Annotated in this window: 20 protein-coding genes; 13 read left to right on the top strand and 7 right to left on the bottom strand. The window is 69.9% G+C overall.

Annotated features, from left to right (window positions below):
• Window positions 1-342: 342 nt before the first annotated feature.
• Window positions 343-1209, top strand: a complete 867-nt coding sequence (locus KGQ19_RS21190; protein WP_212010941.1) for a phosphotransferase — start codon at window positions 343-345, stop codon at window positions 1207-1209.
• 108 nt (window positions 1210-1317) lie between these two features.
• Here the strand turns inward: KGQ19_RS21190 and KGQ19_RS21185 are convergent, their stop codons facing one another.
• Window positions 1318-1875 carry a hypothetical protein gene (locus KGQ19_RS21185; protein WP_212010940.1) on the bottom strand — a complete coding sequence of 186 codons (558 nt, stop codon included), beginning with the start codon at window positions 1873-1875 and terminating at the stop codon, window positions 1318-1320.
• Window positions 1876-2126: 251 nt separating this feature from the next.
• Here KGQ19_RS21185 and KGQ19_RS21180 point away from each other — a divergent pair, with 251 nt between their 5' ends.
• Window positions 2127-2846: a hypothetical protein gene (locus tag KGQ19_RS21180; protein WP_212010939.1), complete on the top strand. Its 720-nt coding sequence runs from the start codon at window positions 2127-2129 to the stop codon at window positions 2844-2846.
• Window positions 2847-2928: 82 nt separating this feature from the next.
• Window positions 2929-3609 (top strand): aminoglycoside phosphotransferase family protein, encoded by a 681-nt coding sequence (locus tag KGQ19_RS21175; protein ID WP_230419085.1) that lies wholly within the window; start codon window positions 2929-2931, stop codon window positions 3607-3609.
• 246 nt (window positions 3610-3855) lie between these two features.
• Here the strand turns inward: KGQ19_RS21175 and ku are convergent, their stop codons facing one another.
• Window positions 3856-4824 (bottom strand): non-homologous end joining protein Ku, encoded by a 969-nt coding sequence (gene ku / locus KGQ19_RS21170; protein ID WP_212010937.1) that lies wholly within the window; start codon window positions 4822-4824, stop codon window positions 3856-3858.
• Window positions 4825-4888: 64 nt separating this feature from the next.
• Here ku and ligD (KGQ19_RS21165) point away from each other — a divergent pair, with 64 nt between their 5' ends.
• The 3 genes from ligD (KGQ19_RS21165) to KGQ19_RS21155 are packed head-to-tail and all read left to right on the top strand — an operon-like array spanning window position 4889 to window position 8005.
• The gene (ligD, locus tag KGQ19_RS21165; RefSeq protein ID WP_212010936.1) at window positions 4889-6466 is read left to right on the top strand and encodes a non-homologous end-joining DNA ligase; all 1578 of its coding nucleotides are present in this window, start codon (window positions 4889-4891) and stop codon (window positions 6464-6466) included.
• Window positions 6456-7334 (top strand): non-homologous end-joining DNA ligase, encoded by an 879-nt coding sequence (gene ligD, locus KGQ19_RS21160; RefSeq protein ID WP_212010935.1) that lies wholly within the window; start codon window positions 6456-6458, stop codon window positions 7332-7334. Before ligD (KGQ19_RS21165) ends, ligD (KGQ19_RS21160) begins: the two co-directional genes overlap by 11 nt.
• A gap of 44 nt (window positions 7335-7378) precedes the next feature.
• Window positions 7379-8005, top strand: a complete 627-nt coding sequence (locus KGQ19_RS21155) for an HAD family hydrolase (RefSeq protein ID WP_230419079.1) — start codon at window positions 7379-7381, stop codon at window positions 8003-8005.
• Between the two features lie 163 nt (window positions 8006-8168).
• Here the strand turns inward: KGQ19_RS21155 and KGQ19_RS21150 are convergent, their stop codons facing one another.
• Both KGQ19_RS21150 and KGQ19_RS21145 read right to left on the bottom strand, forming a co-directional pair.
• Window positions 8169-8630 (bottom strand): DUF2690 domain-containing protein, encoded by a 462-nt coding sequence (locus tag KGQ19_RS21150; RefSeq protein ID WP_212010933.1) that lies wholly within the window; start codon window positions 8628-8630, stop codon window positions 8169-8171.
• Window positions 8631-8870: 240 nt separating this feature from the next.
• A complete protein-coding gene (locus KGQ19_RS21145; protein WP_230419076.1) occupies window positions 8871-10085 on the bottom strand; it encodes an NADH:flavin oxidoreductase in 1215 nt (404 codons plus the stop codon).
• A 121-nt stretch (window positions 10086-10206) separates the two neighbouring features.
• Here KGQ19_RS21145 and KGQ19_RS21140 point away from each other — a divergent pair, with 121 nt between their 5' ends.
• From KGQ19_RS21140 to KGQ19_RS21110, 7 genes are all read left to right on the top strand, one after another.
• Window positions 10207-11013 carry an SDR family oxidoreductase gene (locus KGQ19_RS21140; RefSeq protein ID WP_212010932.1) on the top strand — a complete coding sequence of 269 codons (807 nt, stop codon included), beginning with the start codon at window positions 10207-10209 and terminating at the stop codon, window positions 11011-11013.
• Between the two features lie 68 nt (window positions 11014-11081).
• On the top strand, window positions 11082-12248 hold the full coding sequence (locus KGQ19_RS21135) for a hypothetical protein (protein ID WP_212010931.1): 1167 nt from the start codon (window positions 11082-11084) through the stop codon (window positions 12246-12248).
• Window positions 12249-12257: 9 nt separating this feature from the next.
• Window positions 12258-13583, top strand: a complete 1326-nt coding sequence (locus KGQ19_RS21130) for a KamA family radical SAM protein (RefSeq protein ID WP_212010930.1) — start codon at window positions 12258-12260, stop codon at window positions 13581-13583.
• A 56-nt stretch (window positions 13584-13639) separates the two neighbouring features.
• On the top strand, window positions 13640-14836 hold the full coding sequence (locus tag KGQ19_RS21125; protein WP_230419075.1) for an ROK family transcriptional regulator: 1197 nt from the start codon (window positions 13640-13642) through the stop codon (window positions 14834-14836).
• Window positions 14837-14850: 14 nt separating this feature from the next.
• The gene (locus KGQ19_RS21120) at window positions 14851-15549 is read left to right on the top strand and encodes a class I SAM-dependent methyltransferase (protein WP_212010928.1); all 699 of its coding nucleotides are present in this window, start codon (window positions 14851-14853) and stop codon (window positions 15547-15549) included.
• Between the two features lie 118 nt (window positions 15550-15667).
• Window positions 15668-16141 (top strand): hypothetical protein, encoded by a 474-nt coding sequence (locus KGQ19_RS21115; protein WP_212010927.1) that lies wholly within the window; start codon window positions 15668-15670, stop codon window positions 16139-16141.
• 26 nt (window positions 16142-16167) lie between these two features.
• Window positions 16168-17289: an epoxide hydrolase family protein gene (locus KGQ19_RS21110; protein ID WP_212010926.1), complete on the top strand. Its 1122-nt coding sequence runs from the start codon at window positions 16168-16170 to the stop codon at window positions 17287-17289.
• A gap of 13 nt (window positions 17290-17302) precedes the next feature.
• Here the strand turns inward: KGQ19_RS21110 and KGQ19_RS21105 are convergent, their stop codons facing one another.
• The 3 genes from KGQ19_RS21105 to KGQ19_RS21095 form a co-directional block, all read right to left on the bottom strand.
• Window positions 17303-17974 carry a DsbA family protein gene (locus KGQ19_RS21105; RefSeq protein ID WP_212010925.1) on the bottom strand — a complete coding sequence of 224 codons (672 nt, stop codon included), beginning with the start codon at window positions 17972-17974 and terminating at the stop codon, window positions 17303-17305.
• 226 nt (window positions 17975-18200) lie between these two features.
• Complete coding sequence (locus KGQ19_RS21100) at window positions 18201-20354, bottom strand: 3-hydroxyacyl-CoA dehydrogenase NAD-binding domain-containing protein (protein WP_212010924.1); 2154 nt, start codon at window positions 20352-20354, stop codon at window positions 18201-18203.
• 14 nt (window positions 20355-20368) lie between these two features.
• The gene (locus tag KGQ19_RS21095) at window positions 20369-21589 is read right to left on the bottom strand and encodes an acetyl-CoA C-acetyltransferase (RefSeq protein WP_212010923.1); all 1221 of its coding nucleotides are present in this window, start codon (window positions 21587-21589) and stop codon (window positions 20369-20371) included.
• Between the last annotated feature and the right edge of the window lie 28 nt (window positions 21590-21617).

The raw sequence follows: 21617 nt of genomic DNA, 5'->3' as shown, positions 1-21617 counted from the left end.
GGCCCCGGCCAAACCCCCGCCGACCAGCACCCGCAACCGCGCCACCACCGCCGCGCGGTCCCCGTCACCCGGCCCACCGGACGCCGCGTCCCCGTCGAACGTATGCGCGATCAGTGCCACCGGGCCATATTCGAAGTTTTGTTCGAGCGTGTCAACCGGTGAGCGCCTACACCCCGGATCGCAGTGGGTGTGACTACCAGCCGTAGCTGGCGAGTCCCAGTTTTTGGGTGGCGAGACGGTGCTGATGGTGCTGTCGCGACTGGTGTGCCGGACACGACAGTTGGTACCTGGCGGCCACAAATTCACTAGCCCGCCCTCGCTCATCGATGCCAAGGTCCGGGGATGGAGAAGTCCGACATCGCACGTGCGATCACGGCTGCGATTTCGGTCGCCGCATCGCTCGACCTGCCAACCGACGACGCAATCGTCCTGCAGAACTCGAACAAGCTGGCACTGCGGCTTACTCCATGCACCGTGTTCGCCCGGGTCGCCCCGGTAGGACAAGAGGTTGCACAGTTCGAAATCGAGCTCGCTCAGCGACTCACCGAGGCCGGCGGCCCGGTGTGTCCCTTGGAGCCTCGGGTGGACCCGCGCGTGTATACGCGCGATGGCTTCACAGTGACGCTGTGGACTTACTACGAGCCCGTGACGCCTCACGTCTCACCAGCCGACTACGCCAAGGCGCTGGAGCGGCTGCACGCCGGCATGCGCGAGGTCGACGTGCCGAGCCCGCGGTTCACGGACCGGATCGCGGAGGCGGAGCAAATCGTCGCCAACCCGGATCTCTCACCGGAGCTCGCCGACACGGACCGCGTGTTCCTCAGCGCCAGGCTGGGAAGCCTGCGCAAGGCGATCGAGGGTCGCGGCGCCGTGGAGCAACTACTTCACGGCGAGCCGTGGTCGGGCAATGTGCTCAGCACGAAGGACGGCCCGTTGTTCATCGACCTTGAGACATGCTGCCGCGGACCCGTCGAGTTCGACCTCGCCCATGCTCCCGAGGCGGTCGGCGAGCACTACCCGAACGTCGACCAAGGGCTGCTGGACGAGTGCCGACAGCTCGTCCTCGCGATGCTCGCAGCGTGGCGCTGGGAGCTTGGCGACCAGTTTCCGAACGGGAGACGATTCGGGGAGGGATTCCTGCGCTTGCTGCGCGAAGGTCCTCCTTGGCCGTCATTCGACGCGGTGACGAGACGACTGGATGGTCGGTAGAAATCGCCGAAGGTACGCCCCGACATGTTCGCCAGGTTCCCACCCTCAACCGCCGGGTCGTTGGAAGACCCGCTCCCTCCTCTTCGAGACGCGTTGTCGGGATTCGTACTATGCGACATCCGCCGAGGCGTCGTCCTCACGAGTCCCGGTCGTGATCCAGTTCACCGCCCACGTTTCGCCCCCGTCGAATGAGAACGCCTGCTCGAACCGTGTGGAGCCGGGTGCGAGGTCGAACCACTCGTAGCGGACGATCGCCGGCCGCCCGCCGATCTCCTCTTCGCAGAAGAACTGCCCGCGCCCGTTCTCGAACCGTCCCTCGACGGGAACGTCGATGCCGCCGGGGTGTCGCGAGGACATCCACCAGATCCGCCACAGCCTGGTCGCCGGATCGAACAGGCGCAGCGTCGCGCCCTCGAAACGGTCCTCTTCGGGCAGGCCGACGGGCACGAACGTGTCGAAATTGCCCAGTCCGCCCAGGATCGGCCGCATCTCGCCGACCACCTCGAACTCCACCCACTCGGTGCACTCGGGGTCGGTGGTGTCGACGAGCTTCCGGAGCTTGTTGCGCCACCGTCCGAAGGCGAAGTCGAAGTCGTGGCGACCGTCGGTGCCCGGGTCCGTCTGGGAGCCGGAGTCCGCCTGCGGTTCGGCCAGGGTGTCCGTCATGAGCGAGCCCTTCCGTGGGGAGTTGGGCCCAGCATGGTGGAGGTTCACTGACATCTAGTGTCAGGAGGCACGCGGCCAGGAGCAGGCTCGCGATCTCCGTGCCGAGCGGCGGAGTGACTATCAAGTCACGTCGCACTGCCGCTTAAGTTGGCGGCTACCAGAGTGTCCGATGGGGAAGGTTGACTGTCCCTCGATCGATCTACATACCCGGCGGCCTCGGCCGAATACCGGGGCCGCGATGGAGGTTCACGATGCAGGAAGACGTCATGGCTGCCGGGGCGGGGTTGCGGGTCTACCCCGAGCCCGCGGAGGTGTTCGTCGCCGACCAGGCCGGGCTGGCGAAGCACTTGCACCCGTTGGTCTCGATCGATCTCGCCGGGGTGGACCCGGCCTGGCGTGGGTGGATTCATCTGGTCAGTCCGTTGGAGCCGGCTGAGGGCTACCTCGGCGACCACACGGAAGCCTTCCACTCGCCGTTGCAGAAATCCAACTGGCTCGGGTTCTCGATGGAGGGCGACCGCTACCGGCTGCTCGGTGACTGGCGCTACTTCGCGCGGGCGACGACCCCCGAGGAACTGCCCGATCCCTGGCCTGAGTTCCGTGCGCAGCTCCACGAGCACTGCGAGTCCGAGGGGCGCAGTTACCTGGCGCACCGGGACGCCTTCCGGCGTGAGGGCATTCTTCTTATGCGCAGCGAGGACGGCTCTCCGCTGTTCGACGGGGCTGATGCCGTGGCCTTCCTGGAGCAGCTCGGCGGCGAGGCGGATGCGCACGGCAATTGGGTTCAGCCCGATCTGTTCGACATCGGGCACGACGACCAGATCGCGTGGCCCGTGAGCCCCGCCGGGAATCCGTTCCGATTCGTGGCCTCGGTGCCGGGCTGGCACTACCGGCGTAGCGGCGCCGACTCGATTCTGCTGTTCTTCGAGCCTGTCGAGCGGCTCGCGCTGCTGACTTTCGACTGGAGCTGAGGCCGGCCTCGGTCGCCGGCGGTCTCGTCGCCGCGCCGGCGGGGAGCCTCAGCCCCCGCCCGGCCGCTACCGTTGGTCCGTGATGATCGGCGAACTCATCGGTTCCGGACGCGACGCGGACGTCTACGCGCTCGACGGTTCCTGGGTCCTGCGCCGCAACCGCGACGGCCGCTCCCAGTCGCGGGAAGCCGCGGTCATGGCCCACCTGCACCCCCACGGCTACCCGGTGCCCGAGATCCGCCCCGCCGGCGACGAGGCGTCCACCGACCTGGTGATGCGGCGGGTGACCGGGCCGACGTTGATGGACGCGGCACAGGCCGGGGAGGTCGGCACCGCCGAGGTCGGGATGATCCTGGCCGACCTTCTCGCCAGGCTGCACGCCGTTCCGCTCCCCGATGGCGCGGCGGGGGAACCCGGGACGGCCATCCTGCACCTCGACCTGCATCCCCTGAACGTGATCCATACGTCCGAAGGCCCGGTCGTCATCGACTGGGTGAACACCCGCCAGGGTCCGCCGGGCCTGGACTGGACCATGTCGGCCCTGATCCTCGCCGAGCTCGCGCTGGGCGGCTCCGAGCTGGCACCGCCGGCCCAGGAGGTGCTGTCGGCGCTGCTCGCCCACCGGCCGGCCGCGGTCGTCCTGGACGGCGGTGTCGTGGCGGCGGCCCGCGCCGCGCGCGCCGCCGACTCCAACGCCGGCTCCAACGCCGTCCCCGGCGGCCTCGACGCCGCGGTCGCGCTGGTGATCGCCCACGCCGGATGAGAGCATCGGGCGGCTGATGGTCGTGCCCTAATGCGGTTCACACCTTTCGACCCGACCCGAGTACCGCCCCCGAAGCGGATGACGAAGCCATCACCGAGATGCGGCCCGGCTCGCGCTCTGAAGCAGACTCTGAAGCAAAGAGGCCGCCTGCGCTCTGAAGCAAGAGCCCGCCTCGCACTCTGAAGCAAGAGCCCGCCTCGCACTCTGAGGCAAGAGCTCCGCTCACGCTCTGAGACCAAGAGCGGCTCAGGCGCTGCGGCGGGTAGACGTCGACTTGGTAGCGGGCTTCTTACGCGCGGGCTTGTGCAGATCCGTGGTCTTCGTCTCGCCTCGCGCCCCCTTCGCCGCGCGCGCGGGTGTCGCGGCCTTCTTCGCAGCTGTCTTCTTCGCAGTGCTCTTCTTCGCCGCCGGCTTCTCAGCCTTCTCCTCCCCCGCCCCGCGCGTCTTCTTCGCCGCCTCCACACTCGCCTTCAGCGCCGCCATCAGATCGATCACCTGCGCCCCGCCCTCGGCCGGCGCCGGCGGGGTCACCACCTCGCGGCCGGCGACCTTCGCCTCGATGATCTCCTCCAGCGCCTCGCGGTAGTTGTCGTGGTAGTCCTCGGGGTTGAAGTCGGCGCTGAGCGAGTCGATCAGCAGTTCGGCCATCTTCAGCTCGGCGGTCTTCGGCTCGACCTTGGAGTCCAGGAAGTCGAAGTCGGGCTTGCGGATCTCGTCGGCCCACAGCATGGTCTCCAGCGTGAGCACGTCGTCGCGCACCCGCAGCGCGGCCAGGCTCTCCCGCTCCCGCATCGCGAACCGCACCACCGCCACCCGCCCGGAGGCGGCCATCGCGTCGCGCAGCAGCGCGTAGGGGCGCACGCCCAGTTTGTCCGGCGCCAGGTAGTACGACTTCGAATACATGATCGGGTCGATCTGCTCCTCCGGCACGAACGCCTCGACCGAGATGGTCTTCGCGATCGCCTCCGGCAGCCCTTCGAAGTCCGTGGCGGTGAGCACCACCACGTCCCCGTCCGGCAGCTGGTACCCCTTGGCGATGTCGGCCGTCGGCACCTCGGCGCCGTCCAGTTCGCAGACCCGCTTCTGCCGCACCCGGCCGCCGTCGGCGGCGTGCACCTGGTGGAACGCGACCCGCTTCTCCTCGGTCGCGCCGAACATCTTCACCGGCACCGTCACCATGCCGAAGGAGATGACGCCGCTCCAGATCGCCCGCATGCCCCGACGCTAATTCGGATCATCCGGACTCGCACCCCGGCCGGGCCCGGGATGTCATGGAACGGTGCCCCCCGCCGCGCCTCCTCCCCCGGTGCCGGGAGACCGGCTGCGCGAGTACCGCGCCAAGCGCGACGCGGCACGCACCCCCGAGCCGGTTCCCCGGGCGGCGCCGGGCAAGCGCGCGCGAAGCGGAAAGAACCGCCAGCCGATCTTCGTGGTCCAGGAACACCGCGCCACCGCCCTGCACTGGGACTTCCGCCTGGAACACGACGGCGTCCTGGTCTCCTGGGCGCTGCCCAAAGGCGTCCCCACCGATCCCAGGCGCAATCACCGCGCCGTGCGCACCGAGGACCATCCGGTCGAATACGCCGACTTCACCGGACGCATCCCGGCCGGCGAATACGGCGCGGGAACCGTCGCCACCTATGACCGCGGCACCTACACCCCGGAGAAATGGACCGACGACGAGGTCAAAGTCGAACTGGCGGGCGAACGCCTTTCCGGTCGCTACACCCTGTTCCGCACCGGCGGCGCGGACTGGATGATCCACCGCGAGAAGGGTCAGGACTCTGACTTCGCAGCCGTCCCTGACGACCTGCGGCCGATGCTCGCGATCCCCGGCACCGCCCCGACCGGCACCGGCACCGGCACCGGCATCGGTGGCCCAGCCGGTATCGGTGCCGGCACCGGCTGGGCCACCGAGTTCAAGTGGGACGGGATCAGGGCCCTGTGCCGCATCGAGGGCGGCCGGGCCAGGCTGCGCTCCCGCAACGGCAACGACCTCACCGACACCTACCCCGAGATCAAGGCCCTGGCCAAGACGGTCAGCAGCGCACACCTCCTGCTCGACGGCGAGATCATCGCCCTGGACGACGCCGGCAAGGTCAGCTTCGGCGCGCTCCAGACCCGTTTCGGCACCCGCGGATCGGAAGCGGTCCGGCTGTCCCGGACGAATCCGGCCTCTTACTTGATCTTCGACCTGCTCCATCTGGACGGCCGCTCCACCCTGGACCTCCCCTACAAAGACCGCCGCGAGCTCCTGGAGTCCCTGGAACTGTCCGGACCGCACTGGCAGACCCCGCCGACGTTCCCCGACACCCCGGTCGCCGACGTGCTCGCCGCGGCGCGCGCCGCCGGGCTGGAAGGCGTGGTGGCCAAGCGCCTGGACTCCTCCTACCAGCCCGGGACGCGCTCGCCGGCGTGGCGCAAGATCAAGCTGACCGACTCGCAGTCCGCGGTCATCGGCGGCTTCACCCCGCTGAAGAGTCAGGACGCCGCCGGTCGCCGCACCCGGGGATACCAACAACAAACACAGATCGGTCGACAAACACAGATCGGCGCGCTGCTGCTAGGAGTGCCGGACGACGCCGGCCGGCTGCGCTACGTCGGCAAGGTGGGCAGCGGCTTCACCGAACACGATCGCCGGGTCCTGCTGGAGGCGTTGGCGGAACTGGCGGTGCCGGACAGCCCGTTCGCGACGGCCGTGGACGTCGTCGACGCGCGGGTGGCCACCTGGGTCGAGCCGGTGGTGGTGGCCGAGGTGACGTTCGGCGAGTGGACGTCGAAGGGCCGGCTGCGACACCCCGTCTTCAAGGGGATCCGGCCCGACAAGGACGCCGCGGAGGTGGTCCGTGAGTCCTGAGGGGCAGGCGTCGCAGACCATTGAGATCGAGGGCCGGGCGGTGAAGCTGAGCAACCTCGACAAGGTCCTCTATCCCGAAGCCGGCTTCACCAAGGGCGAGATCCTCGACTACTACGCCCGGATCGCGCCGGTGATGCTGCCGCACCTGACCGACCGGCCGGTGACGTTCATCCGCTACCCGGACGGCGTGGACGCCTCAGGGTTCTTCGCCAAGCACGCGCCCGCGCACCGGCCGTCCTGGGTCCGCACCGCGGACATCGCGGCCAGCAGCTCCGGCAAGAAGGTCCAGTACGTCCTGATCGACGGCCTGGCCTCGCTGATGTGGGCGGCGAACCTGGCGGCGATCGAGTTCCACGTCCCGCAGTGGCGGGTGTCCGACCAGGCGCACCACGATCTGCTGGTGCTGGACCTGGATCCGGGGGCGCCGGCCACGGTCGTGGACTGCGTCCGGGTCGCGCTGGCCGCCCGCGATCTGTTGTCCGCGCACGGTTTGGAGCTGTCCGCGAAGACCTCCGGCGCCAAGGGGCTGCACCTGTACGCGCCGCTGACCGACGTCCCGGGCGAGCAGGCCCGCGAACTCGCGCACACCATCGCCCGGGCGTTGGAGGGCACGCACCGCGATCTGGTGGTGTCGAGCATGGCCAAGGCCGAGCGGCCCGGGAAGGTGTTCGTGGACTGGTCGCAGAACACCCACGCCAAGACCACGATCGCGCCGTACTCGCTGCGCGCCACACCGCAGCCGGCGGTGTCGGCCCCGGTGACGTGGGAGCAGTTGGCGGCGGCGAAGCAGCCTGAGGATCTGCGGTTCCCGCCGGCGCGGGCTTTGGAGCAGGTCGCGCGGTACGGCGATCTACTATCAGGGCTGTGACTCAGACTCCCAAAGCGCTTCTGCTCGACTCCGGCGGCGTCCTGATGCGGCCCATCGGCGGCCGCTGGAATCCCCGTGCCGACTTCGAGGCGACGGTGAAAGCACACGTTCGGCACGTGACCGACGAGGATCTGGCCGAGGCGGTCCGCGAAGGCGACCGCGTCATGGCCGCCGCGACCACCACCCCGGAACTCAACGGTTACCACCGCGCGATGCTGGAGCACATCGGCGTCGAGGCGTCGCCGGAACTGCTGGCCGCGCTGGTTCGCGACATCCCGCCGACCGCCGTCCTGGAAACGTTCCCCGACGTGATCCCGACGCTGACGGCGCTGCGTGCCCGCGGCGTGCCGATGGCCGTCGTCTCCGACGCCTGGCCGACCCTGCCCGATCTGCACGACGCCCTGGGCCTGGGCGGCTTCTTCGACGCCTACGCGATCTCGGCGGTGCTGGGCTGTCAGAAGCCGGACCCGAGGATGTACCACCACGCCAGCGAAGCCCTCGGCCTGGCCCCGGGCGACTGCCTGTTCGTGGACGACTCCCCGGAACTGGTCGCGGCCGCCGTCGCGCTGGGATATCAGGGGCGCGCGATGCTGCGGGACGGCGATGCGGCGCCGAACGAGGCCGGCGTGCCGGCGATCAGTTCCCTGACGGAGCTGCTCGACCTGGTTTGACACTCTGCCGCTCTGCCGCTCTGCCGCCAGAAGAGTGCGGGCGGGCCGCCAATGTCGTGCGGCCCGCCCCGCTTCTGGGAGGGGACAGGTCCTGCTGCCGGCTACGCGCAGTGACACCGCTTGGCCGGTACCGTCTCCATCATCTGCCCGGTCGGCCGCGCCGTCATCCGCAGGAGGTGGTCGCGGTGGCCCCGTTGATGGTCCCGGTCGCCGAGACGCACAGGTCGCGGCCGAAGATCATCGGGGTCCAGACCACGGTGCCCTTGCCGGACGCCGACATCTTGGCGCCGTCGGAGCGGGTGGCGGTCGCGGCCACGTTGGCCGAGCCGGCGGTGGAGACCACCCGGGCCCAATTGTTGCCGCAGTACGGCGACCAGCGCAGCTCGACCCAGCCGACCTGCTTGCCGTTGCTCATGATCGACGCGGTCCGGATGTTGCGGGCCTGGTAGGTCTGCGAGCAGCCGGTGGCCTGCGGATCCTTGCCGTTGCAGCCCTGGTTGCTACAGGAGGCGGCGGCCTTGGCCGGCATCTGCGTGTCGGCCGCGTAGGCGGCCAGCGGGGCGCTCGCCAGCGCGAGGGCACCGAATCCGACGCCGATCCGGGAAGCGATTCGACGAGAGAACATGACTCCCCCTCCGGGGGATCAGAAAGCGCCGTCGCGGCGGGAGAACCCGCCGACCCGAGGCGACGCCTGGTGTTCGAACACCTCCGCCATCCTGGCTCCCGGGCGGCCGGGGGTGGCGAGCCGCCATGCGCCGTTCGGGGGAAGCTGAGCGTGCCTGCCGGCCGGGATCGTGCGGCTCTTCCGCCGCACGTTGAAAGATCAATCGGATGACGCGCCCGGGACGGCCGGGCCGGGAAGCCGTCAAGGTATCTCAGGGCACCGAGTCCCGGTGTATATCGTCGGCATGCAACGGTTGCAGTGAATACACAGCGACGGCGTGGCAGCGTCCGCCGCGATGCGGTTTATCAGGTCCGGCTCGCGCAGCAGCGCACGGCCCATCGCGACGTACTGGAAACCGGCGGCCATGGCCCGGTCCATCGTGGCCCGCGTGGTGATGCCGCCGAGCAGGATGAGCGGCATCGTGAGTTCGGCCCGGAACCGCTGCGCACGCTCCATCAGATATGTGTCCTGATACGGGTAGGAACGCAGAAACTTCTTACCGAACAGGCGGATCCCGAGCCGTTGCAAGGGCGGGAACTGCGCCGCGAACTCCCGCACCGGCGCATCGCCGGTGAACAGATACATCGGGTTCATCAGGGAACTGCCGGCGGTCAGTTCCAGGGCGTCCAATGTGCCGTCCTCCTGCAGCCACTGAGCGACCTGAAGACTGTCCTCGATGCGCAGCCCGCCGCGATAGCCGTCCTCCATGTTCAGCTTCGCGGTGACCGCGATCCGGTCGCCGACCTCGGCCCGCACCGCGCGGGCCAGGCCGAGCGCGACCTTGGCGCGGTTGGCGAGCGAGCCGCCGTACTCGTCGTCGCGTTTGTTCAGCCGGGGCGACAGGAAGGCGCTGGCGAAGTAGTTGTGGCCGAGGTGGATCTCGACGCTGTCGAACCCTGATTCGATCGCCAGGCGAGCGGCCCGGGCGTGGTCGGCGGTGATCCGCCCGATGTCGGCGGCGGTCGCGGCGCGGGTACGCCGGAAGCTGAGCGGGCTCAGCATCGGCGAGCAGGACAAGGCCGTGGCCCGGTTCGAGCGCGCGTCGGCCACGGGTCCGGCGTGGCCGATCTGCGCCGCGACCGCCGCGCCCTCGGCGTGGACGGCGTCGGTCAGCGTGCGCAGTCCCGGCACGGCTTCGGGACGCCAGTGGATCTGGCGGCGTTCGGTGCGGCCCTCCGGGGACACCGCGAGGTAGGCGACCGTGGTCATGCCCACGCCGCCGGCGGCCGGGCGGCGATGGTAGGCGATGAGCCGGTCGGTCACCAGGGCCTCGGGAGTGGCGCCTTCGAACGTCGCGGACTTGATCACGCGGTTGCGGAGCCGGACCGGGCCGAGGGCCGCCGGAGCCAGGACATCAGGCACCCCGGTGCCCGATTCGTTCGGAATCGCCGCTGACGTCGTCACGGCGCGGACCATAGAACGGCGCCCGCCAAGATGCCAGAGGCGCTGAGCTCTCAACCAATGAGTGCTCTCATAACCGATGAGCACTCAATGAGCACTCTTACATTCCGCACCGCTTCGGCCTACGCTGCACGCCATGGCCACCATAGCCGTCACCGGCGCCGCCTCCGGCATCGGCGCGACCCTGGCCACCTGGCTGGTCGACGAGGGCCACCGGGTGATCGGCGTGGATCTGGCCGGGGCCGACGTCGACGCCGATCTGGGCACGGCCGAAGGCCGGGCCGACGCGGTCGCCGCCGTCACAGAACTCTGTCACGGCCGCCTGGACGGCCTGCTCCCCTTCGCGGGCCTGGGCCCGGCCACCGGCCGCCCCGGCTCGCTGCTGGTCTCGGTCAACTACTTCGGCGCGATCACGCTCCTGGAGGGTCTGCGCCCGGCGTTGAAGGCGGCCGGAAGCAGCGCGGTCGTCCTGCCGTCCTCGAACTCCATCACCTGCCAGCCCGACTGGTCGACCGACGTCGCCGAAGCCTGTCTGGCCGGCGACGAACCGCGGGCCCGCGCCCTGGCCGACGCCCTCGGCGGCCCCAGCGCGATCCCGACCTACCCGGCCACCAAAGCCGCACTGGCCTGGTACACCCGCACCCGCGCCGCCGACTGGATCGGCGACGGCGTCCGGCTGAACGCCGTCGCCCCCGGCATGATCGACACCCCGATGACCCAGGCCGCCCGCACCGACGGGCTCACCGCCGAGGCCATGGCCGCCTTCGAGAAGACCATCCCGGCCGGCCGACCGGGGCGCCCGGAGGAAGTCGCGGCCACCGCCGCGTTCCTGTTGTCGGACCAGGCCTCCTTCCTCGTCGGCTCGGTCGTGTTCTGTGACGGTGGGACCGATGCCGCATTGCGAGGAAAAGACTGGCCGCTGCCCTGGCGACCGGGGCGGTAGCCCCGCGAGCTCATGGGTGACCTGCGAGCCCTGGCAGAACTCGATCATCACCAGTAGCCTTCGGCACCATGGATTTCGGGGAGCGGGGACGCTCTGATCAGGAGGACCGACGCGGCCGGCGCGGCCCGCGCGCATACCCGCGCCTTGAGTCGTCCCGGTCGCGTCGCATATCTCTGATCCGCCGGCTGCGGCCGCTGCCCCGGCTGCGCCGCCGCGCCCCGGACCCGCGCTGGATCACCGGGCTGGTCGTGGGTCTGGCCGCGATCCTCACCCTGGGCTGGATCGGCCGCACCGTCGCGCCGTACTGGCCGAACTTCGCGCTGAACACCGCCGCGGACCTGATCGGCGCGGTCTTCACCATCTACGTCATCACCCCGATCATCGAGCGCGCCGGGCAGGGCGGCGTCCGGGAACACGCCGAACTGGACTACTCGCAGTTCCTGGCCAACGCCGGGCGGGCGAACAGCGTGATCCGGATCCTGGACACCTACTCCAACCTGCTGGCCGAGCCGCACGCGGCGCGGTTCCAGGCAGTGGTCCGCGAGGCCGTGGCGCGCGGGGTGTCCATCAGGGTCCTGCTGATCAACCCGACCACCCTGGCCGCCGAGCAGCGCGACCTGGAGCTGGGCCGGGCCGACGAACTCGGCCCGATGCTGGAGCGGAACCTGGAGACGATCACCCGGCTGCACCGCTCCTTCGAGCAGGAGGGCGGCCCGCGCGCGCTCGGCTCGGCCGCCGACTTCCAGGTGCGGCTGTACTCCTCCGGTCCGGACGTCACGATGTACCGCTGGGACGACCGCGCGCTGGTGTCGTTCTACCCGGTGGGCAAGCTGTCCGGCCGCGCCGAACAGCTGGAGGTGATGGTCGACAGCCCGCTGGGATCCTTCGTCAACAACCGGTTCCAGGCCGTCTGGCACGCCGCCGCGCCGCACCAGGCGCTGACCCCGGTCACGGTGACCGACGACAACATCGAGCGCACCTACCTGGTCCGCTTCGTCGACCTGGAAGACGGCCGCCGCTACGTCGCCTCCCGCCGCGTCGAGCGCTTCCTGCGGCGCTCGGTCGGCGAGGTGCTGGCGGCGAACGACGGCCGCTCGTGCCGGCTGGAGACCGCCGACCGGGACCAGGTCGGGGCCGTGCTGGACTCCGCCTTCCGCCGGGTCTACGGGGAGATCCCCGACACGGCCTATCTCCTGCTTCGAACCTCGGATCCATCCGTCCCCGGCGTCAGGTAGCGTCAGGGCGTGCAGCACACCACCGGTGGCCGTCCCGTCGCCGACCGGTTCCAGGCCCTGGGCCCGAACCGGCTCGACGAGATCGCCACGAAGTACGGACTCCGATCCCGGCTCCGCGAGAGCGTCCGCTTGTTCTCGCTGGTCCTGCCGTTCCGGGTCAACGAATATGTTCTCAACGAACTGATCGACTGGTCGGAACCACATTCCGACCCGATCTTCCACTTGTTCTTCCCGCAGCCGGGCATGTTGTCCCCGGCCGACGAACAGCTACTCACCACGGCCCGCGACGGCGGCGACCCGGGCGAGCTGGCCCGGGCGATCGCGAGCATCCGGGCCGGTCTGAACCCGCATCCGGAGCACCAGCAGGACTTGAACGTCCCGCAGGACGCCTCCGGCCCGGTGCCCGGCACACAACACAAGTACGACCAGACCCTGCTGTACTTCCCCGCGGCGGGCCAGACCTGCCACGCCTACTGCACCTACTGTTTCCGCTGGGCCCAGTTCGTCGGCGAGCCGGAACTGCGGTTCGCCGCCCCCGAACCCTCACGCGCCGTCGAATACCTGCGACGGCACCCGGAGATCACCGACGTGCTGGTCACCGGCGGCGACCCGATGGTGATGACCGCCGAGCGGCTCCGGCAGCACCTGGAGCCGTTCCTGGCCGTGGAATCGCTGCAGACCGTACGGATCGGCACCAAGTCGGTGGCCAGCTGGCCGCACCGCTATGTCACCGACCACGACGCCGACGCCACCTTGCGGCTGTTCGAGCAGATCGCCGAGGCCGGCAAGACCCCGGCGCTGATGGCGCACCTGAGCCACCCGGTCGAGCTGGAGCCGGCCATCGCCCGCACCGCGCTGGCCCGGATCCGCGACACCGGCGCGGTCGTCTACTGCCAGGCCCCGGTCATCGGCCGGGTCAACGACGACGCCGCGGCGTGGGCCCGGCTGTGGCGCGCCGAACAGCGCGCGGGCGCCGTCCCGTACTACATGTTCGTGGCCCGCGACACCGGCCCGCGCGACTACTTCAAGATCCCGCTGGCCCGCGCCGCCGCCATCTTCCGCGACGCCTACAGCACCCTGCCGGGCCTGGCCCGCACCGTCCGCGGCCCGGTGATGTCCACCACCAACGGCAAGATCGTGGTGGACGGCGTCACCGAGGAAGCGGGCGCGGGCCGCTACTTCGAACTGCGCTACCTGCAAGCGCGTGACCCCCGTCTGGTCGGCAGGCCGTTCCGTGCTGTTTACTCAGCAGATGCCGCCTGGATCGACGACCTCGAACTCGTCCCCGGAACCCCGGCGGACATCCGGGCGGCGGCATCGGCCGGCGAGGACTGAGAACGCAAGAGCGAGGCATGAGCGACCAGCCTGAGACCCGTCCCTATCCTGGGGCGATGAACCCACCCGGCGCCCGGCCCACCCCGGCCACCTCCGCCACGGTCCGCGAGCTGAACCTGCGCACAGTGTGGCGCGTGATCGAGCAGCACGCCCCGATCTCCCGTGCCGAGATCTCCCGCGCCACCGGCATCTCCAAGCCCACGGTCTCCGCCGTGCTGGAGGACCTGCTGCAGATCGGCCTGGTCGTCGAAACGGCCGACGCCTCCCGCGGCTTCACCTACGGCGCGGTGTTCTTCAAGCCGCGCCCCGAGGCGGCCTACGCGGTCGCCTTCGACGTCGGCGCCCGCCACCTGCGCGCCGCCCTGGTCGGCCTGGACGGCGCCGAGGTGGTACGCCGCGACGCCGAGGTCGACGGCCTGGACGCCGACAGCATGATCGGCGCCGCGGTGGTGCTGGCCCGCGAGCTGGCCGCCGCCGCCGAGATCGCCCCGGAGGCGGTGAAGCACGCGGTGGTCGGCGTCCCCGGTGTGGTGGACCGGCACGACGGCAGCGTCTGGGAGGCGGCCAACGTCCCCGGCATGCAGGGCTGGGCCGCGCGCGAGAAGTTCAGCGCCGCCCTTCAGATCCCGGTGACGGTCGAGAACGACATCAACCTGGCCGCCCACGGCGAATACGCCCGCGGCAGCGGCGGCACCGCCGACAGCTTCCTGTTCCTGTCCATCGGCACCGGTGTCGGCGCCGGCCTGGTCCTCGGCGGCAACCTGGTCCGCGGCTTCAAGGGCGCCGCCGGCGAGCTGGACAGCGCCTTCGAACCCGAGTACGTCGACACCCCCCACGGCCCCGAACCCGACGTGCCGACCGCGATCGACCCCTGCGCCGTGGCGATCCTGCAGTACGCGGCGGCCAAGCTCCCGGGCGAGCAGGACCTGACGATGGAGCGTGTCTTCGAGCTGGCCCGCGCCGACGACACCGCGGCGCTGGACGTGGTGGACGAAGAGGCCCGCCGGATCACCAACTACGTGGCCGTGGCCTCGGCGGTGGTGGACGTGGAGCTGGTCGTGCTCGGCGGCGGGATCGGCCTGAACGGCGACCTGCTCCTGACCCCGGTGGCCGAACGCCTCGCGATGCGCCTGCCGTACCCGCCTCGGCTGGAAACCTCGGCCCTGGGGAGCGGCGCGGTGCTGGCCGGCGCGGCGGCGCTGGGGGCCTCGCTGACGGTGGAGCAGTTGATTCGGGACTATTTTCGGGGTTAGGGCAAGATCACCTCATGCCGTTCAACGACTACGACAGCTTCGCCGAGGCCTACGCCGCCGAGACCGAGTCCAACCTCATCAACGGCCACTACACCCGTCCGGCGATGCTGGACCTCGCCGGGGATGTGGCGGGCAGGCGGGTGCTGGACGTCGGGTGCGGGGCCGGGCCGCTGTCCGCGGCGTTGCGGGAGCGCGGCGCCGTCGTGACGGGCATGGATTCCAGCGTCCAGATGCTCGAACTGGCCCGCACGCGGCTCGGCGCGGATGCGGACCTGCGGCTGGCCGACCTGAGCGAGCCACTGCCCTTCGCTGACGACTCGTTCGACGACGCGGTCGCGTGCCTGGTCCTGCACTACCTGCGGGACTGGTCGGCCCCGCTGGCGGAGCTGCGGCGGGTGCTGCGGCCCGGCGGGCGGCTGATCGTGGCGGTGGACCACCCACTCGTGACGACCCTGATGGACCCGGAGGCCGACTACTTCGCGACGCGCGAGCGGTCCGAGCAGTGGGGCTTCGGCGGTCACAATGCCCTGATGAAATTCTGGCACCGTCCCCTGCACGCCATGACCGACGCCTTCACCGCCGCGGGCTTCGGCATCTCCGTCATCAGCGAGCCGCCGCCGGGACCGCGGGCCCGCGAGCTGTTCCCGGACGAGATCAGGGCGGACCGCTCGGCGTTCTTGTGCTTCCTGTTCTTCGTCCTGCACGCCGAATGACGTGGCACCGGACCCCGTCTCTCGCCCGAATCGCCACGGGAACAGTCGGCGACGTCGCGCTAGTGTGGAAAAGGGCCGGTAAGTACATCAGGCCTTTACGTACAACAGTGGGGGAATCATGGCCGACCACACGAATGTCCGAGGCCGTACGGGCCTGGCGCTGATCCTGACGCTGCTGATGCTCTTCGCCGCAGCGTGCAAGTCCACAGCCGACTCGGGCTCCTCCTCTTCGTCCAGTTCCGGCGGCACATCCGCAGTCGCCTCAGCCACGCCCTCCCACGACGCGACCAAGGTCTGCGGCACGCCCCCTTGCGAACGCTTCGTCTCCCGCGGCGACACCAAGACCCTGGCCAGCACCCTCACCGACCACCCGATCCTGAGCACCGTCGCCCTGCACGCGGCCGTGGTCGTACTGTGCGGCGGGATCCTGTGCCTGCTCGGGGAGGGCGTGAGTATGGAGTACGTCAACCGCGCGGCCAAGGACGCCGTCGCCCAGCACGCGTGCCTGATGGTGAGCATCCTGCCGGACAGCAGCAAGTGGAAGCTGGTCAGCCTCAGCGCCTCGAACCAGAGCCCTTACTGCACTGATTAGCAACCACCGCCTGACACCATAGGCAGATGCGCGTAACCCCTTTCACCGTGTCCGTGCCGGACGCCGTCCTGAACGACCTACGGGAGCGCATCGGCCGGACCCGGTGGCCGGACCCGGCGCCCGGCAAGGCCTGGAGCCAGGGCGTCGATGTGGAGTACCTGCGGGAGCTGCTGGCGTACTGGGCCGACGGGTACGACTGGCGCACCGCGGAGCGCGAGCTCAACAGGTACCGCCACTTCACCGCCGAGATCGACGGCGCGCGAATCCACTTCGTGCACCACCGCGGCACCGGCGACCGGATCCCGCTGATCCTGACCCACGGCTGGCCGAGCACCTTCACCGAGCTGCTGGGCCTGGTGGACCGCCTCGGCGACCGCTTCGACCTGGTAGTGCCCTCACTCCCCGGCTACGCCTTCTCCCAACGGCCGCCCCACGCCGGGGTCGACCGACGGCACGTCGCCGGCATGTGGCACCAACTCATGCAGGGCCTCGGCTACGAACGATACGGCGCGGGCGGCAGCGACTTCGGCTCGGGCATCGCCACGCACATGGCACTGCTGGAACCCGCGCGCGTGATCGGGATCCACCTGAGCACACCGGAACTGACCCCCTACACCGGCCCCGACACACCACCACTCACGCCCGAGGAACAGGCGTACCTCGCGCAGGTGGAGCGCTGGGACTCAACCGAACGCGGCTACAGCGCCGTGCAATCGACCCGCCCCCAAACCCTCGGCTACGCACTGAACGACTCCCCCGCCGGCCTGGCCGCATGGGTGCTCGACAAGTGGCGCTCGTGGTCCGCCAGCAACGGCGACCTGGACGCCGCCTTCCACCGCGACGCCCTGCTGACCATGCTCACCATCTGGTGGGTGACGGAGTCGATCACCACATCGATGCGCGACTACTACGACAACCGCTGGCACGGCTCGCCGATCGGCCCGCAGGACCGGGTACGCGTGCCGACGGCGATGGCGGTGTTCGCGAACGAGTTCGTGTCCGAAGGCCAGGTGCCGCGCTCGTGGTACGAGCGGCTGTATCAGGTGCAGCGCTGGACGACGTTCCCGCGCGGCGGACACTTCGCGGCGATGGAGGTGCCGGACGTGCTCGCCGCGGATATCGGGGAGTTCTTCGAGGGGCTGCGCTGAGGCACAACCCGCGTCAAGCCCCCGCGGCAGCCAACGCCTGCGTGAACGCGGTCGCCAGGTCCCCGGAGCTGGGAACGCTCCACTGCGCGCCGTTGATGAACACCGCCGGCACGCCAGTGATCTTGTTCGAGGCGAACTGCGCGGCGTAGGTGCTCTCGATCGAGCCCGCGAACGGCTTGGAGATGACGCAGCTCTCGAACGCCGGGCTGTCCAGCCCCGGGATGGTCTTGGCGATGCTGATCAGCTTGTCCGGCTGGGCGAAGGCATCGGTGACCTCGTCCGGCTGCGCGGCGAACAGTGCCTCGCGGTAGGGCTGGAACTTGGCGGCCTGGAAGGCGCAGCTGACAGCGTTGGCGGCGGCCAGCGAGCCGGTGCCGCCAGCGGTGTGGTCGACCACGTCGACCGCGTGGTACTCGACCTGGATGCCGCCGGACCCGAGCTTGGCGCTGATCACCGGTTGCAGCTGGTCGTGGACGGCCTTGCACGGCGGGCAGCGGTAGTCCTCGTAGATGGTGACCTTGACCTTGCCGACGCCCACCACCACCGTCGCGTCCTCGCCCGGCAGCTGGCCGCCGCCACTCGGCGGGGCCGAACCCGAGCCCGAACCGGAACCCGAGGAAGGCGACGTGGCCGGCGCCGAACCAGTGGCAGCGGAGTGCGCACCGGCGCTACCGGTCGCGGTCAAGCCGGAACCCGTACCCACCCCAGAACCCACCGTGCCCTGCGACGAACAACCCGCCGCCAACACACCGGTCACCGCACCGGTAACCATCAACACAGCCAGTCTCCCCCTCATGCCAATCATGCTAATGGGCGGCAACCCACACCTCATAGCAGGGGGATCGGCAACAGGCCGCCCTTCACGAAAGCTTTAGGCGGCCTGTCACCACTAGAAGAGCTCTACGCCACCCCTACTCGACCCGCTCCCCCCGCTCAGCCTTCTCCACCAGCGACTGCGGCACCGCAAACCGCTCCCCATACTTCCCGTGCAGTTCCTTAGCCCGCGCCACAAACCCAGTGACACCGCCCTCGTAACCATTGATGTACTGGATCACCCCACCGGTCCAAGCCGGGAACCCGATCCCGAGAATCGACCCGACATTCGCCTCCGCCACCGACCGCAGCACGCCCTCATCGAGGCAGCGAACGCTGTCCAGTGCCTCGGCGAACAGCATCCGCTCCTGCATGTCCTGGAACGGGATCCCGACGTGCGGCGGGAACGCCTCCCGCAGGCCCGGCCACAGCCCGGCGCGCTTGCCGTCCACGTACTCGTAGAAGCCAGCCCCCGCCGAACGCCCGCCCCGGCCGTACTCATCGATCATGCGGTTGAGGACGATCCCCGAGCCGTGCTCGACCCAGTCCGGGCCGGCCGCGGCGCGCGCCTCGTTACGGATCTTCTGCGGCAGGGTCAGCGTCAGCTCGTCCATCAGCTGCAGCGGCGGCGCCGGGTAGCCGGCCTGGGACCCGGCCTGCTCGATGGAGTTCGGGCGCAGGCCCTCGTCGAGCATGGCCATCGCCTCGTCCAGGAAGCGGCCGATGACCCGGGAGGTGAAGAAGCCGCGGCTGTCGTTGACGATGATCGGCGTCTTCTTGATCTGCTTGGCCAGATCGAAGGCCTTGGCGATGGCGGCGTCCGAGGTCTGCTCGCCGACGATGATCTCCAGCAGCGGCATCTTGTCCACCGGGGAGAAGAAGTGCAGGCCGATGAAGTCCGCGGGCCGCTTGACCGCGCGGGCCAGGCCGGTGATCGGCAGCGTGGAGGTGTTGGAGCCGAGCAGCGCGTCCGGGGCGATGACGTCCTGGATCTCGCCGAACACCTTCGCCTTCAACTCCGGCGACTCGAAGACGGCCTCGATGACCAGGTCGGCGCCGGCCGTATCGGCGGCGTCGGCGGTCGGGTGGATCCGCGCCAGCACCGAGTCGGCGGCCTCGCGGGTCATCTTGCCGCGCGCCACCGCCTTGTCCAGCAGCTCGGCCGAGTACGCCTTGCCCTTCTGGGCCGCCTCGACGCTGACGTCCTTCAGCACGACCTCGATCCCGCCGCGCGCACAGACGTAGGCGATCCCGGCGCCCATCATGCCCGCGCCCAGGACCGCGACCTTCGTGGCCGTCCAGGGCTCGTAGCCGGCCGGACGCGAAGCGCCGTTGGTCACCTTCTGCATGTCGAAGAAGAACGCCTGCGTCATGTTCTTCGCCACCTGGCCGGTGACCAGCTCGACGAAGTAGCGGGCCTCGACGGTCATCGCGTTGTCGAAGTCCAGGCGCGCGCCCTCGACAGCGGCGGCCAGGATGTTCCGCGGCGCCGGGTAGTCCGCGCCCTTGAGCTGCTTGCGCAGGTTCGCCGGGAACGCCGGCAGGTTCGCGGCGAACTTCGGGTTCTTCGGGTCGCCGCCGGGGATCCGGTAGCCGGGCACGTCCCAGGGCTGCTTGGCCTCCGGGTTGGCCAGCACCCAGGCCTTGGCGGCGGCCAGCAGTTCCGTAGGCGTGGCAACGACTTCGTGGACGAGTCCTATTTCCAGTGCCGCGGCCGGCTTGTAGCGCTGGCCCTGAAGCAGGACCTTGAGAAGGGCGTCGGTGATCCCCAACAACCGCACCGAACGCACGACGCCGCCGGCGCCCGGCAGCAGCCCGAGGGTGACCTCCGGGAAGCCGATCTCCGTGCCCTTGACGTCCAGCGCCACCCGGTGGTGGGTCGACAGCGCGATCTCCAGGCCGCCGCCGAGCGCCGCGCCGTTGATCGCGGCGGCGACCGGCCTGCCGAAGGTCTCCAGCCGCCGAAGCAGGGCCTTGATCTGCAGGTTGCGCGCCATGACGTCGGCGGCGTCCTCGGGCCGGGCCTGGATCAGCTCATTGAGATCGCCGCCGGCGAAGAAGGTCTTCTTGGCCGAGGTCACGACAACCCCGGCGATCTCGTCCTTCTCGGCCTCCAGCCGGTCCAGGACCGGTCCCAGGGCCTCGATGAAGGCCCGGTTCATGGTGTTGGCGGACTGGCCGGGCGCGTCCATGGTCAACGTGACCACGCCGTCGGCGTCCCGATCCCAACCGATGTGGTTCTGCTCGCTCATCCTCGCACCCGCCCTCAGACCCGCTCGACAATGGTGGCAATGCCCATACCGCCGCCCACGCACAACGTGACCAGACCGCGTCGCAGGTCCCTGCGTTCCAGCTCGTCCACGATCGTGCCGATCAGCATCGCGCCGGTGGCGCCCAGCGGGTGGCCCATGGCGATCGCGCCGCCGTTGACGTTGACCTTCTCCAACGGCAGACCCTCGCCCATCTCCCGCACGAACCGCAGCACCACGGCGGCGAACGCCTCGTTGATCTCGACCAGGTCGATGTCCTCGATCTCCAGCCCGGCCTTGGCCAGCGCCTTCTTCGACGCCGGCGCCGGGCCGGTCAGCATGATCGTCGAATCGGCACCGGAAACGGCGGTCGCCAGGACGCGGGCCCGCGGCGTAAGACCCGCGGCCTGCCCGGCCTGCTCGTTGCCGACCAACACCAGCGCGGCGCCGTCAACGATGCCCGAGGAGTTCCCGGCGTGGTGGACGTGGTCGATCTTCTCCACCCAGTGGTACTTCTGCAGCGCCACCGCGTCGAACCCGCCGAGGTCGCCGATCGCCGCGAACGACGGCTTGAGCCCGGCCAGCGTGTCCACGGTGGTGCCGGGGCGGATGAACTCGTCCTCGGCCAGGATCGTCAGACCATTGCGATCCCGGACCGGGACCACCGAACGCTTGAAATGGCCGGCGGCGCGCGCCGCGCCGGCCAGCTCCTGGGACCGGACCGCGAACTCGTCGACCTCGGTGCGGGAGAAGCCCTCGATGGTGGCGATCAGGTCGGCGCCGATGCCCTGCGGGATGAAGGAGATGTCGTAGGCGGTCTCCGGATCCTCGAACCAGGCGCCGCCGTCGGAGGCCATCGGCACCCGGGACATCGACTCCACGCCGCCGGCCAGGATCAGGTCCTCGCCCAGGCCCGAGGCGACCTTCTGCGCGGCGGTGTTCACCGCCTCCAGGCCCGAGGCGCAGAACCGGTTGAGCTGCACACCGGCGGTCGTGTCCGGGAGCCCGGCGCGCAACGCCGCGACCTTGGCTATGTCCGAGCCCTGCTCACCGATCGGGGACACCACGCCGAGGATGACGTCCTCGATCAGCGCCGGGTCCAGGTTCGGGTGCCGGGCCTGCGTCTCCTCCATCAGGCCCACCATCAGCGAGATGGGCTTCACGGTGTGCAGCGAGCCGTTCTGCTTGCCCCGGCCGCGCGGTGTCCGGATCGCGTCGTAGATGTACGCGTTCGACATCGCTGTTCCTTTCTCTCTTTATCCCGCG

This window comes from Catenulispora pinistramenti (assembly GCF_018274385.1).
GTDB lineage: Bacteria > Actinomycetota > Actinomycetes > Streptomycetales > Catenulisporaceae > Catenulispora > Catenulispora pinistramenti.
The sequence above is the reverse complement of the archived record's forward strand: the minus strand, read 5'-3'. Positions and strand labels throughout refer to the sequence as shown.

Excerpts from the sequence above, each read along its gene's own strand:
- KGQ19_RS21190 (WP_212010941.1), top strand. The coding sequence starts at position 343 with ATGGAGAAGTCCGACATCGCACGTGCGATCACGGCTGCGATTTCGGTC.
- KGQ19_RS21185 (WP_212010940.1), bottom strand. The coding sequence starts at position 1,875 with ATGACGGACACCCTGGCCGAACCGCAGGCGGACTCCGGCTCCCAGACG.
- KGQ19_RS21180 (WP_212010939.1), top strand. The coding sequence starts at position 2,127 with ATGCAGGAAGACGTCATGGCTGCCGGGGCGGGGTTGCGGGTCTACCCC.
- KGQ19_RS21175 (WP_230419085.1), top strand. The coding sequence starts at position 2,929 with ATGATCGGCGAACTCATCGGTTCCGGACGCGACGCGGACGTCTACGCG.
- ku (WP_212010937.1), bottom strand. The coding sequence starts at position 4,824 with ATGCGGGCGATCTGGAGCGGCGTCATCTCCTTCGGCATGGTGACGGTG.
- KGQ19_RS21155 (WP_230419079.1), top strand. The coding sequence starts at position 7,379 with ATGCGGCCCATCGGCGGCCGCTGGAATCCCCGTGCCGACTTCGAGGCG.
- KGQ19_RS21150 (WP_212010933.1), bottom strand. The coding sequence starts at position 8,630 with ATGTTCTCTCGTCGAATCGCTTCCCGGATCGGCGTCGGATTCGGTGCC.
- KGQ19_RS21145 (WP_230419076.1), bottom strand. The coding sequence starts at position 10,085 with ATGGTCCGCGCCGTGACGACGTCAGCGGCGATTCCGAACGAATCGGGC.
- KGQ19_RS21140 (WP_212010932.1), top strand. The coding sequence starts at position 10,207 with ATGGCCACCATAGCCGTCACCGGCGCCGCCTCCGGCATCGGCGCGACC.
- KGQ19_RS21135 (WP_212010931.1), top strand. The coding sequence starts at position 11,082 with ATGGATTTCGGGGAGCGGGGACGCTCTGATCAGGAGGACCGACGCGGC.
- KGQ19_RS21125 (WP_230419075.1), top strand. The coding sequence starts at position 13,640 with ATGAACCCACCCGGCGCCCGGCCCACCCCGGCCACCTCCGCCACGGTC.
- KGQ19_RS21120 (WP_212010928.1), top strand. The coding sequence starts at position 14,851 with ATGCCGTTCAACGACTACGACAGCTTCGCCGAGGCCTACGCCGCCGAG.
- KGQ19_RS21115 (WP_212010927.1), top strand. The coding sequence starts at position 15,668 with ATGGCCGACCACACGAATGTCCGAGGCCGTACGGGCCTGGCGCTGATC.
- KGQ19_RS21110 (WP_212010926.1), top strand. The coding sequence starts at position 16,168 with ATGCGCGTAACCCCTTTCACCGTGTCCGTGCCGGACGCCGTCCTGAAC.
- KGQ19_RS21100 (WP_212010924.1), bottom strand. The coding sequence starts at position 20,354 with ATGAGCGAGCAGAACCACATCGGTTGGGATCGGGACGCCGACGGCGTG.
- KGQ19_RS21095 (WP_212010923.1), bottom strand. The coding sequence starts at position 21,589 with ATGTCGAACGCGTACATCTACGACGCGATCCGGACACCGCGCGGCCGG.